The following is an 11,953-nucleotide window of genomic DNA, read 5'->3' as shown; positions in this document are numbered from 1 at the left end:
AAGGAGCCATCCCGATGTCCGGCACCGCCATCCGCACCGCCGAGGTGCTGGTGTCCAGCCCAGGCCGCAACTTCGTCACCCTTCGCGTCGTCACCGAGGACGGCGTGGTCGGCCTGGGGGACGCGACGCTCAACGGACGCGAGCTGTCCGTCGCGAGCTACCTCACCGACCACGTGGTCCCCCTCCTCATCGGCAGGGACGCGCACAAGATCGAGGACACCTGGCAGTTCCTCTACCGCTCGGCGTACTGGCGCCGGGGTCCCGTGACGATGGCCGCGATCGCCGCGGTCGACGTCGCGCTGTGGGACATCAAGGCCAAGATCGCCGGGCTGCCGCTGTACCAGCTGCTCGGTGGCGCGTCGCGCAACGGTCTCATGGCGTACGGGCACGCGTCCGGCCGTGACCTGCCCGAGCTGTTCGACTCGATCCGCGAGCACCTCGACGCGGGCTTCCGCTCGATCCGCGTGCAGACGTCCGTGCCCGGCATCGACGCCGTGTACGGGGTCGCCGCGCAGCCGTCGTCGTCGGGCCGGTACGACTACGAGCCCGCGCAGCGCGCGCCGCTGCCCGCCGAGGAGGACTGGGACACGCGCGCCTACCTGCGGCACATCCCGCAGGTCTTCGAGGCCGTGCGCAACGAGTTCGGCCCCGAGCTGCCGCTTCTGCACGACGGCCACCACCGCATGACGCCCATCCAGGCCGCGCGCCTCGGCAAGGACCTCGAGCCGTACGACCTGTTCTGGCTCGAGGACTGCACGCCCGCCGAGAACCAGGACGCGCTGCGACTGGTGCGCCACCACACGACGACGCCGCTCGCGATCGGCGAGGTGTTCAACACCGTGTGGGACTACCAGACGCTGATCCGCGAGCAGCTCATCGACTACGTGCGCTCGGCCGTCACGCACACCGGCGGCATCAGCGCGCTGCGCCGCATCTTCGACTACGCCGCGCAGTACCAGATCAAGTCCGGCATCCACGGGCCCACCGACATCTCGCCCGTCGGCATGGCCGCGGCGCTGCACCTGGACCTCGCGATCCACAACTTCGGGATCCAGGAGTACATGCAGCACTCCGCGACGACGTACGAGGTGTTCACGACGTCCTTCACGTTCGAGGACGGCTACCTGCACCCCGGTGACGCCCCCGGTCTGGGCGTCGAGCACGACGACGAGGCGGCCTCGCGCCACCCGTACCAGGCGGCGTACCTGCCGTTCAACCGACTCAAGGACGGGACGGTGCACGACTGGTGACCGCCATGACCGACCGCACCACCGGCCCCCCGCCCGTCCACCCCGCGTGGCTCCCCGACGCGGCGTTCGCACCCGTCGGCTCGCGACGCGTGCTCGTCGCCCCCGGACCCGACGCCGGTCCGGTCGGCGAGACCGTCGTCGCCGAGCTGCGGCGCGCGACCGCCGCGCACGGCGGCACGCTCACCGTGGTCGACGCCGCCGGTCCCCGGCTCGACGACGCCACGGTGCGAGCGCACGACCTCGTCCTTGTCGTCGCGCCGCGCGCCGGAGGGCCGGGGCAGCGCCGGTACCCCGACGCCCACCCCACGGCCTACCTGGTCGCCGCGGCGACCGCCGGACGCTACGACGGCGAGACCGGCGGTCAGTTCGCACCCGACATGGTCCGGCGCGTCCGGGTCGGTGGCACCACCGTCGTCGCCGCGGGAGGTGCGGTCGGCCTGCTCTACGGGCTCCACGGCGTGGTCCGCCTCGGCGAGCGCGCGTTCCAGGCCGACGACGGCGACCACCTCGAGCGGCCCTTGACGCCCGTCCGCATGCTCGACCACTGGGACAACATCGACGTGCACCCCGTCATGGGGCAGGTCGAGCGCGGGTACGCGGGCGGGTCGATCTTCTACGCCGACGGTCGCGTGCGCGACGACCTGTCGCGCGTGGCCGACTACGCGCGCCTGCTCGGGTCGATCGGCGTCAACGCCGTCGCGATCAACAACGTCAACGTGCACGCCACCGAGGCGCGGCTGCTGACGGACGGGCTCGCGGACGTCGCGCGCGTCGCCGACGTGTTCCGCCCGCACGGCGTGCGGACGTACCTGTCAGTGTCGTTCGGGTCGCCCATGCGCCTGGGCGGGCTCGCGACCAACGACCCGCTGGACCCCGACGTGCAGGCGTGGTGGGCCGCGACGGCCGACCGTGTGTGGGCGACGATCCCCGACTTCGGCGGGTTCGTCGTCAAGGCGGACTCCGAGGGGCAGCCGGGCCCGTTCGCGTACGGACGGGACCACGCCGACGGTGCGAACCTGCTGGCCCGCGCGGTCGCGCCGCACGGCGGGACGGTGTTCTGGCGCGCGTTCGTCTACAACCACGAGCAGGACTGGCGCGACCGGCGCACCGACCGCGCGCGTGCGGCGTACGACCACTTCGCGCCGCTCGACGGCAGGTTCGACGACAACGTCGTGCTGCAGGTCAAGTACGGGCCGCTGGACTTCCAGGTGCGCGAGGCCGTGTCCCCCGTGATCGCGGCGATGCCGCGCACGCGGGTCGCGGTCGAGCTGCAGGTGACGCAGGAGTACACGGGCCACCAGAAGCACGTGTGCTACCTGGGCCCGCTGTGGTCCGACGTGCTGGGCTTCCCGCTCGCGGAGGACGCGACCCGCACGGTCGCCGACATCGCGTCGGGGCTGCCCGGCCCCCGGACGCCCGAGGGCGCGCAGCTGCGGGCCGGCGGCATCACGGCCGTGTCCAACGTGGGCGACGACGAGTTCTGGACGGGGCACCCGCTCGCGCAGGCCAACCTGTACGCGTACGGGCGCCTGGCCTGGGACCCGTCGGCGGACCCGGTCGCGCTGCTCGACGAGTGGCTGGACCTCACGTTCCCCGGCGCGGACCCGCGCGTGCGCGAGACCCTGCACGCGTTCATGGACGACTCGTGGCTCACGTACGAGAAGTACACCGCACCGCTCGGCGTGTGCTTCATGGTCGACCCGCTGCGCGGCCACTACGGGCCCAACGTCGACGGGTACGAGTACTCCAAGTGGGGCACGTACCACTTCGCCGACCGCGACGGGATCGGCGTGGACCGCACGGTCGCGACGGGCACCGGGTTCACTGGCCAGTACCCGGCGCCGTGGGACGCGGTGTACGAGGACCTCGCGACGTGCCCCGACGAGCTGCTGCTGTTCTTCCACCACGTGCCCTACCAGCACGTGCTGAAGAGCGGCACCACCGTCATCCAGCACATCTACGACACGCGCGCCGACGCGGTCGACGTCGTCGAGTCGTGGGTGCCGCGCTGGGAGGCCCTGCGCGGGCTCGTCGACGACCGCCTGCACGCGCGCGTCGCCGAGCGGCTCGCCGAGCAGGTGCGCTCGGCCACCGAGTGGCGCGACCAGGTGCGGACGTACTTCTTCCGCAAGTCCGGCGTGCCCGACGCGAGCGGTCGCCCGATCTACTGACCGCGCGGACCACGCGTGAGGGGGTGCCGTCGTCCGCCGACGGCACCCCCTCACGCCGTGTCGGGGACCGCGACCGGCGCCGGGGCTGCGGCCGCCCGGCCGGGTTCCTGGCGCCTGACGGCCGGGGGCGCGACCTCGTCCGCGGACGACGGCGCCGTCGTCGACCGCGCCGCGCGCCGCAGCGCCCACGTGCTCGCGACCGACGTCACGAGCAGCGCACCCCCCACCACGCCGAACGCGCCGACGAGCGGGACGACCCCGCTGAGCAGCCCGAACGCCGCAGGGTTGGCGAGCTGCGCACCCCGGTTGGCGGTCGAGCGCAGCCCCGACGCGAGGCCCCGCCGGTCGGCGGGCGTGTGGTCGGCCATGAGCGCGAGCGTCAGCGGCTGCGCGAACCCGAGCGCGAACCCGTTGACCGCGGCCAGCACGGCCAGCAGCCACGGCACGGGCGGCACGAACGCGACCGCGACGACCGACACCGACGACACCACGAGCACGAGCCCGACCGTCGTGGACTCGCGCAGCCGCGCCATCGCGAGCGGGAAGAACGGCCGCGACACGAACGCCGCCGCCGCGGCGACCGACAGCAGCAGGCCCACCTGCCACTGCGGCACGCCCGCCTGGCCCAGCACGAGCGGGTGGTACGCGGTGCGGATGTCGAGCACGACGAGCGCCGTGAAGCTCACGACGAGCGTCGTCGCGACCGCGGGCACGCGCACCATCGCCGCGGCGTCGCGGAACGAGCGCAGCACGGGCACGGGGGCGGCTCCGCGGGTGGGCCGCTCGACGCGCACCGCGAGCCCCAGCCCGACCAGCACGAGCGACAGCGCCGTGTAGACCACGAAGCTCGCGGCGTACCCGCCGACCTCGGCGACGCCCGTGCCGAGCGCGGGGCCGACCGCCTGCCCGGCGGCGAGGAACAGCGAGAACGTCGCGAGCCGCGCGTTGCGCGCACGCGGCGCCTCGTCGGCCGCCTGCGGCAGGGTCGCCACGGTCTGCAGGCTCACCCACACCGCGAGCGTCCCGACGCCGATCACGGCCTGGCTCGCGACGACGCCCGGCAGCCCGAGCGGCAGCACCAGCACACCGCCGCCGACCGCCATGGTCGCGCCGCCGACGACGAGCAGCGTGCGGACGCCCCACCGGTCGGTCAGCGCCCCCAGCGGGATCGCGAGGAGCGTCGGCAGGATCGCGAACGACGCGAGCGCGAGGCTCGCCTGCTGCTCGCTGCCGCCGCCGGCCAGCACGTACGGGCCGATCAGCGGGCGGAGCATGGTGTGCGCCGCCCAGTAGGTCACGCCGAGCACCGCGAGCAGCGCGGTGGCCGACCGGCCGGCGCGCGCGGGGCGCACCGGCCGGTCCGTGCCGGGGCGCCGCGGGCGCCGGCCGCCGGGGCGTCCCGTGCTCACGCGGCCCGGGAGAGCGCCGACCACGTCGCGCCGATCTCCTCGCTCGTGGCGACGACGCCGAAGTACTGCTCGACGTTCGCGACCGTGGCCGCGTGCGCCTCGGCCTCGAAGCTCGCCGCGCAGTCCTCGACGAGCGTCACGCGGTACTCCGCGAACAGCCCGTCGCGCAGCGTGGACTCGACGCACACGTTGGTCGAGACGCCCGTGAGCAGGAGCGAGTCGACGCCCGCGCTGCGCAGGACCACGTCGAGGTTCGTGCCCGCGAACGCCGAGTACCGGTGCTTGACCACGACCGGCTCGCCGGGCTGCGGCGCGACCCGGTAGAAGTCGGCGCCCCACGTGCCGGTCGCGCACGTCGCGACCGGCGTCGGCGCACCGGGCACCGGGTCGCCGCGGCGCGCGAGCCACGCCGGGGAGTTCGTCGTCGCGTCGTGCGTCGTCTGGATGAACACGACGAGCACGCCGGCCGCGCGGGCCGCGTCGAGGAACCGCTCGAGCCGCGGCACCATCGCGACCGCGCCGGCCACGTCGCTGCCGCGCTGCGCGCACGCACCGGCGGGGTCGCAGAAGTCGTTCTGCACGTCGACCACGACGACGGCGGCCGTGCCGGGCGCGAAGCGGGAGGTGGGGTACGTCATGGGGGGTCCTTCCGGGTGGGGGTGGGGTCAGTCCTGGACGAACCGGGTGTCGGCGATGACGTCGAACGTCTGGGGGACGGCGGAGTCGTCGAGGATCTGGCCGCTGCGGGCGACCTCGAGCGCGGTCTCGACGGCCTCCTCGGTGAGCACGCTGCCGCCCCACAGGCCGTCGGCGTACGCGCGGTCGAGGGTCGCGGCGAGCACGGCGGGCTCCATGGTCGGGAACTGCGCGGCGGCGAGCTCCTCGGCGTACGCGCGGTCCTCCTCGATGCGCTGCTGCCCCCGCGCGAGCGCGTCGACGAACGCCTGCACGAGCTCGGGGTCGTCGTCGACGGTCGCGCGCGGCACGACGATCGACGAGTAGGCGTACGGGCCGAGCAGCTGCAGCGGGTTGATGATCGGCTCGCCCCACAGTCCCTGCTGGATGCCGAGTCCCAGCTGCGGCTCGGCGACCACGGCGACCTGCGCCTGCCCGGCCTGCACGGCCGACGGGATCGCGCTGGAGTCCTCGATCTCGAGGAGCGTCACGTCGGTCTCGGGGTCCAGCCCCAGGCCGATGAGGACGTGCCGCAGGATCGCGTTGGGGGTGCCGCCGTAGCGGCCGCCGGCGATCGTCTTGCCCCGCAGGTACTCCCCCAGGTCGGCGCCCGGGGCGGGCTCCTCGCCGGTGGCGGCGACGAAGTACACGTTCCCGCGGTTGACGACGTTGGCGACGGTCACGAGGTCGGCGCCCTTGACGTTGGCGACCGCACCGGACTCGGGGCCGCCGATGAACCCGAAGACCTCGCCCGCGAGCGTCGCGTTGACGTGCCCGCCGCCGGTCAGGGTCGTGACCTCGACGTCCAGGCCCTCGTCGGCGAAGTACCCGAGGTCCTGCGCGGCGTAGAGCGGCAGGTAGCCGACGCCGTGCACGGGCTCGGCGAGCGTGAGCGACGTCGGCGCGTCACCGTCGGCGGCCGCGGCGGTGGTGGTGCCGGAGCCGGGGCTGCACGCCGCGAGGGCGAGCGCGAGGGCCGCGGCGACCGGGACGAGGGCAGCACGGGAGAGGGTCTTCACGACGGGTCCTCCGAGGGTGGGGTGACGGGGGGGGGACGGGGCCGGCGGGGTCCGGGCCCGGGTTCGGGGGTGCGCGGTCGACGCGCGGGGGCGGCGCGTGCGGGCGGAGGCCGCGCGTGCCGGCGGGGGCTCAGCGGGTGTGCGCGAGGCCCTTGAGCAGGCGGCGCTCGAGCCCGGAGACGACGACGTAGAGCAGCATCGACAGGATCGCGAGCGTGAACACGCCGACCCAGATGAGCGCGATGTCGTACGTCGAGCCGGCGTAGTGGATCATCCGGCCGAGGCCCGCGTTGGAGCCGATGTACTCGCCGACGATCGCGCCGGTGAGCGCGAGCCCGATGCCCACGCGCAGGCTCGACGCGATCCACGGCAGCGTCGAGGGGACGACGACCTTGCGGAACACCTGCCAGCGCGACGCGCCCAGCGAGTACAGGAGCGTCGTGAGGTCCTTGTCGACGGACCGCACGGCCGCGTACGTGTTGAGGGTCTGGATGACGATGACGAGCGCGGTCGCCATGGCGACCTTCGAGCCCATGCCGAGCCCGAGCACCAGCACGACGATCGGCGCGAGCGCGAGCTTGGGCATCGCCTCGAACGCGATGACGAGCGGCTCGGCGACCAGCGCGTAGCGCCGCGACCACCAGAACGACAGCCCGAGGACCACGCCGCCCGTGACGCCGATGACGAACCCGAGCACGGTCGACGTGAACGTGAACCGCACGTCGGCGAGGATCCCGCCCTGCGTGAACGCGACGACCGCGGTGTCCCAGATGCGCGAGGGCTGGCTCCAGAAGAACGCGTCGATCCAGCCGGCCCGCACGCCGAGCTCCCAGCCCGCGAGCACCGCGACGACCACCCCGACGCGCAGCAGGTTGACGCTCCACGCGCTGGGCTCGCTCGGACCGCGGCGGCGCCGGACGACCGGGAGCACGCTGCTGCGCAGGCGGCCGAGCTCGCGCAGCGAGTCCTGCGCGGTGACGGGCGCGGCCGCGGGGCCGGCCGGCGGGGTCGTGGCGGGCGCGGTGGCCGTGGCGGTCATCGGGTCTCCTGGGCGTCGTGGGTCCGGTGGGCGCCGTTGAGCAGCTCGCGCGCGTCGGCCTTGAGGCGGACGAACTCGGCGCTCGTGACGACCGACGGCTTGCGGGGACGGTCGAGGGGGACGTCGAAGCTCGCGACGATCCGCCCGGGCCGGGCGGACATCACGACGACGCGGTCGGACAGGTAGATGGCCTCGTCGATGTCGTGCGTGACGAACAGGACGGTCTTCTGGAAGTCGTCCCACAGGTCGAGGAGCCACTCCTGCATGTGCTCGCGGGTCTGCGCGTCGAGCGCGCCGAACGGCTCGTCGAGCAGGATCACGTCGCGGTTGAACAGGATCGTGCGCAGCAGCGCGACGCGTTGCCGCATGCCGCCCGAGAGCTGCGCGGGGTACCGGCCCTCGAAGCCGCCGAGCCCGTACGTGGTGAGCAGCGGCTTCGCGATGGCCTGCGCGGCCTTGCGGCGCACGCCGCCGATCTCGAGTCCGAGGACCACGTTCTCCAGGACGGTGCGCCACGGCAGCAGCAGGTCCTTCTGGAGCATGTAGCCGACGAGGCCCTGCTGCCCGGACCGGTCGACGCCGTCGATGAGGATGCGCCCCTCGGTGGGGGTGTCGAGCCCGGCGATGAGGTTGAACAGCGTGCTCTTGCCGCAGCCGCTGGGGCCGATGAGCGAGATGAACTCGCCGGGGCGGACGGTGAGGTCGGCGTCGACGAGCGCGTCGACCGTGCCGCCCTCGGGGCTGGGGAACCGGCGGTGCACGTGCTCGACGACGAGCTGCGCGTCGCTCGTCGTGCCGGTGGCGGACCCGCTCGGGGCCGGTGCCAGGGTCGTGGTCACGGGGGCTCCTTCTCGTCGGTTCTATAATCTATAGATGTTCTACGCCGGGCTCGTTTCACCGGCGTACGTCCCACGTAACGGCGCTGTAACGGAGGCCCCGATGACGCTCGCGCCCGCCGGACCCCGACCCGCAGGGCCCGCCCGCGACCGTGCGACGCGTGCGAGCATGTCCGCCGTGAGCCCCACCGACGCGACGCGAGCCGACGCCCCGGTCACCGCGCACGTCTGGGTCCGCGAGCGCATCCGCGAGGCGATCTTCTCGGGCGTCTACGCGCCCGGCGCGCGCCTCGTGCAGGGCGAGATCGCCGAGCGCTTCGGCACGAGCGTCACGCCCGTGCGGGAGGCCATGCGCGACCTCGCCAACGACGGGCTCATCGAGGTGCACCCGCAGCGCGCCGCGACCGTGCGGGACGTCGACCTCGACGAGGCCGTCGAGATCAACGAGATGCGCCTGCTGCTCGAGCCGCTCGCGGCCCGCCGCGCGGCCGAGCGCATCACCGACGCCGAGCTCGCGGCGCTGCGCCGCTCGGAGCAGGACATGGAGGCGGCGCCCGACCACGCGACGTGGCTCGAGCTCAACCGCCGGTTCCACCTCGAGGTCATCACCTACGCGCGCTCGCCGCGGCTCGGCGAGGTGCTGCGCAACCTGCGGCAGATCAGCAGCTTCTACCTCGCGGCGCTCGTGCGCGCGCAGGGCGGCGACCGCGAGAAGAGCGCACGCGAGCACCGCGAGCTGCTCGACGCGTTCGCGCAGCGCGACGGCGACCGCGCCGCCGCGATCATGCTGCGGCACCTCGCCGACGCGCACCGGCTGCGCGAGCGCCTGGGCGCGGGCGACTGACCGCGGCGGGACCCGCCGCGGTCAGTCGTCACCGCCTTCCGTCAGGGTCGGGGCGTCAGCGTCCCGTGCCGTCGACGGCGTGCTCGTCGATCGCCGCGAGCTCGGCGTCGGTCAGGGGCGGTGCGCTGAGCGCCGCGACGTTGTCCTCGAGCTGCGCGACCGAGCTCGCGCCGATGAGCGCGGACGTCACGCGGTCGTCGCGCAGCACCCACGACAGCGCGAGCTGCGCGAGGCTCTGCCCGCGGGACGCGGCGACCTCGTTCAGCGCACGGGCCCGCGCGAGGTACGTCTGCGACAGCGAGCGGTCGGACAGGAACGGGCTGGCGCCGGCCGCGCGCGACCCGGCGGGTGCGTCACCGCCCAGGTACTTGCCCGTGAGCAGGCCCTGCGCGAGCGGCGAGAACACGATCATGCCGACGCCGAGGTCGCCCACTGCGTCGAGCAGCGACTCGCGCTGCCCCTCCCCCACGTTCTCGACGTGCCGGTTGAACATCGAGTAGCTGGGCTGGTGGATGAGCAGCCGCACGCCCATCTCGGCGAGCACGGCGTGCGCCTCGCGGGTCTGCGCCGGCGAGTAGTTGGACACCCCGACGTACAGGGCCTTGCCGCTGCTCACGGCGTGCGCGAGCGCCCCCATGGTCTCCTCGATCGGCGTCGAGGGGTCCGGGCGGTGGTGGTAGAAGACGTCGACGTGGTCCAGGCCCATGCGCGTGAGCGACGCGTCGAGCGACTGCAGCAGGTACTTGCGGGACCCGCCGTCCTGGTACGGGCCCGACCACATGTCGTAGCCGGCCTTGGTCGAGATGACGAGCTCGTCGCGGTACGGCCGCAGGTCGGCGGCGAGGTGCCGGCCGAAGTTCTCCTCGGCCGCGCCCGGCCGGGGGCCGTAGTTGTTGGCGAGGTCGATGTGCGTGACGCCCAGGTCGAACGCGCGCCGCAGGATGTCGCGCTGCGTGCCGAACGGCGTCGTGTCGCCGAAGTTGTGCCACAGCCCCAGCGAGAGCGCGGGCAGGTCGAGCCCCGACCGCCCGGTGCGGCGGTAGGTCATCGTGGCGTACCGGTCGTCGGCGGCACGGTACGGGTCCAGGCTGGGCATCGTCGCTCCTCGCGGGTGGGGTGCCCCCAGGCTAGGCCGCGAGGGCGCCCGGACGGCGCCCGCACCGCGCGCGGCGCGCGTCCGTCCGCGCGGCCCGGCGCACGGTCATCCCCGCGAGAAGCGCAGGACCTCCTGCTCGAGGGTCCCGGCGAGGCTGCCCAGCCCGTCGTCGCCCGCGGCGCGCGTGATGCGGTCGACCTCGTCGCTCATGTCGTCGATGACGACGCCGATGCGTTCCATGGCCGCGACGGCCGCCGTCGACGCGGCCTGCGCGGCCGCGACCTCGTCGGCGATCTGCGCGGAGTTGCCCGTGACCTCGTCGGCCAACGTGCGGACCTCGGACGCGACGACGGCGAACCCGCGGCCCGCGTCGCCGGCGCGCGCCGCCTCGATGGTCGCGTTGAGCGCGAGCAGCCGCGTGCGTGACGCGACGGTGCGGATCAGCGCGGCCGCCGCGTCGATCTGCGCCGACGTGCGCTCGAGCTCGGCCATGATCGTGCGCGCGTGGTCGACCTCGGTGGCACCGGCGCGGGCCGACGCCGCGACGGCGTGCGCCGAGGACGCGAGCTCGCCCGACGCCTGCGCCACGAGCCCGGACACCCGGCCGGTCTCGGAGACGAGCCGCGCCTCCTGCGCGGCGCGGTCGGCGTGCGCGGTCGCGAGCATGTCGCGCCCCGCGTCGATGCGGCTCGCGGCGTCGCGGTACGCGCCCTGCAGGCCGCGCTGCAGCAGCCGGCGGTGGTAGCGGCCCTCGGCGGCCGCGCCGAGCGTCGCGGCGGCCTCGCGGACGAACGTGTCGACGACGTCCAGCAGGTCGTTGAGGGACTCGCGCACCGGGCCGAGCGTCGTGCCGGGCAGCTCGGGGACGCGGCGCTCGAGGTCGCCACGGCTCGCGGCGCACAGCGTGTCGACGACGGCGGCGAGCGCCTCGGCCTGCGGGTCCGGGCCGGCGGCCCGGTCGTCCGGCGCCGCGGACGGTGCGGGCACGGTCCCGGTCGGCGCGGGACGGCGGCGGGGGCGCGTCACGCGGCACGCCCCTGGCCGGCGACGACCTGCCAGACCAGCTCGTCGTACGTGCAGCCGCGTGCGGCGAGCTCGTGGTCGAGCAGCGTCGACGACGCCTCGAGCGCAGCACGGGGCGTGGGCTGCGTGGACTCGGCGGCGCGCAGCCGCGCGTAGAGCGCCTCGATCTCGGCGACCGCGGCGGGCTCCGGCAGCCGGCGGCTCGAGTGGTACCCGACGACGCCGCCGTCGGCGCCGCGCGACGGCGTCACGTGCGCGAGCACCCAGTACGACGCGCCGTCCTTGGCGAGGTTGTTGATGTAGGCGAACATCTCGCGGCCGGCGCGCAGCTCGTCCCACAGCAGCCGGAACACCGCGCGGGGCGTGTCGGGGTGCCGGATGACGTTGTGCGGGCGGCCCAGCAGCTCGCTCTCGTCGTAGCCGGACACGCGGCGGAACGTGCCGTTGACGTAGGTGATGCGGCCCTGCAGGTCGGTCTTCGACACGATCAGCTCGTCGGGGGCGAAGGTCCTGACCTCGCCCGTGGGCACCACCGTCCGCGTCCCTGTGGACGTCCGCATGCGCTCGCTCCCCCTCGCGTCGGTGCCTCGA

At 74.3% G+C, this 11,953-nt stretch carries 11 protein-coding genes; 3 read left to right on the top strand and 8 right to left on the bottom strand.

Annotated elements, in window-relative coordinates:
• Window positions 1-14: 14 nt before the first annotated feature.
• A complete protein-coding gene (gene manD / locus CS2_RS04525) occupies window positions 15-1,250 on the top strand; it encodes a D-mannonate dehydratase ManD (protein ID WP_070319058.1) in 1,236 nt (411 codons plus the stop codon).
• 5 nt (window positions 1,251-1,255) lie between these two features.
• Window positions 1,256-3,421: an alpha-glucuronidase gene (locus CS2_RS04520; protein WP_070319081.1), complete on the top strand. Its 2,166-nt coding sequence runs from the start codon at window positions 1,256-1,258 to the stop codon at window positions 3,419-3,421.
• Between the two features lie 50 nt (window positions 3,422-3,471).
• Here CS2_RS04520 and CS2_RS04515 read toward each other — a convergent pair whose 3' ends face one another.
• The 5 genes from CS2_RS04515 to CS2_RS04495 all read right to left on the bottom strand — a co-directional run bounded on the left by CS2_RS04515 (window position 3,472) and on the right by CS2_RS04495 (window position 8,402).
• Window positions 3,472-4,773 (bottom strand): MFS transporter, encoded by a 1,302-nt coding sequence (locus CS2_RS04515; protein WP_134851260.1) that lies wholly within the window; start codon window positions 4,771-4,773, stop codon window positions 3,472-3,474.
• A gap of 53 nt (window positions 4,774-4,826) precedes the next feature.
• Complete coding sequence (locus CS2_RS04510; RefSeq protein WP_070319056.1) at window positions 4,827-5,468, bottom strand: cysteine hydrolase family protein; 642 nt, start codon at window positions 5,466-5,468, stop codon at window positions 4,827-4,829.
• A gap of 27 nt (window positions 5,469-5,495) precedes the next feature.
• Complete coding sequence (locus CS2_RS04505; RefSeq protein ID WP_070319055.1) at window positions 5,496-6,524, bottom strand: ABC transporter substrate-binding protein; 1,029 nt, start codon at window positions 6,522-6,524, stop codon at window positions 5,496-5,498.
• Window positions 6,525-6,654: 130 nt separating this feature from the next.
• A complete protein-coding gene (locus CS2_RS04500) occupies window positions 6,655-7,563 on the bottom strand; it encodes an ABC transporter permease (RefSeq protein WP_082739880.1) in 909 nt (302 codons plus the stop codon).
• Window positions 7,560-8,402, bottom strand: a complete 843-nt coding sequence (locus CS2_RS04495) for an ABC transporter ATP-binding protein (protein WP_201775262.1) — start codon at window positions 8,400-8,402, stop codon at window positions 7,560-7,562. The genes CS2_RS04500 and CS2_RS04495 overlap by 4 nt, the downstream gene beginning before the upstream one ends.
• Window positions 8,403-8,577: 175 nt before the next feature.
• Here CS2_RS04495 and CS2_RS04490 point away from each other — a divergent pair, with 175 nt between their 5' ends.
• Entirely contained in the window at window positions 8,578-9,243 is a 666-nt protein-coding gene (locus tag CS2_RS04490; protein ID WP_167748847.1) for a GntR family transcriptional regulator, read from the top strand.
• A gap of 55 nt (window positions 9,244-9,298) precedes the next feature.
• Here CS2_RS04490 and CS2_RS04485 read toward each other — a convergent pair whose 3' ends face one another.
• The 3 genes from CS2_RS04485 to CS2_RS04475 form a co-directional block, all read right to left on the bottom strand.
• Window positions 9,299-10,339 (bottom strand): aldo/keto reductase, encoded by a 1,041-nt coding sequence (locus CS2_RS04485; protein ID WP_046529224.1) that lies wholly within the window; start codon window positions 10,337-10,339, stop codon window positions 9,299-9,301.
• 105 nt (window positions 10,340-10,444) lie between these two features.
• A complete protein-coding gene (locus CS2_RS19680) occupies window positions 10,445-11,326 on the bottom strand; it encodes a methyl-accepting chemotaxis protein (RefSeq protein ID WP_156441994.1) in 882 nt (293 codons plus the stop codon).
• Between the two features lie 35 nt (window positions 11,327-11,361).
• A complete protein-coding gene (locus tag CS2_RS04475; RefSeq protein WP_046529225.1) occupies window positions 11,362-11,922 on the bottom strand; it encodes a PAS domain-containing protein in 561 nt (186 codons plus the stop codon).
• Window positions 11,923-11,953 lie beyond the last annotated feature (31 nt).

Origin of the sequence: Cellulomonas iranensis NBRC 101100 = JCM 18110 (genome assembly GCF_001552375.1) — a bacterium.
GTDB classification, from domain to species: domain Bacteria; phylum Actinomycetota; class Actinomycetes; order Actinomycetales; family Cellulomonadaceae; genus Cellulomonas; species Cellulomonas iranensis.
Note: the sequence above shows the minus strand (reverse complement) of the source record. Positions and strands in the feature narration are given on the sequence as shown.

Excerpts from the sequence above, each read along its gene's own strand:
- CS2_RS04500 (WP_082739880.1), bottom strand. The coding sequence starts at position 7,563 with ATGACCGCCACGGCCACCGCGCCCGCCACGACCCCGCCGGCCGGCCCC.
- CS2_RS04510 (WP_070319056.1), bottom strand. The coding sequence starts at position 5,468 with ATGACGTACCCCACCTCCCGCTTCGCGCCCGGCACGGCCGCCGTCGTC.
- manD (WP_070319058.1), top strand. The coding sequence starts at position 15 with ATGTCCGGCACCGCCATCCGCACCGCCGAGGTGCTGGTGTCCAGCCCA.
- CS2_RS04475 (WP_046529225.1), bottom strand. The coding sequence starts at position 11,922 with ATGCGGACGTCCACAGGGACGCGGACGGTGGTGCCCACGGGCGAGGTC.
- CS2_RS04485 (WP_046529224.1), bottom strand. The coding sequence starts at position 10,339 with ATGCCCAGCCTGGACCCGTACCGTGCCGCCGACGACCGGTACGCCACG.
- CS2_RS04520 (WP_070319081.1), top strand. The coding sequence starts at position 1,256 with ATGACCGACCGCACCACCGGCCCCCCGCCCGTCCACCCCGCGTGGCTC.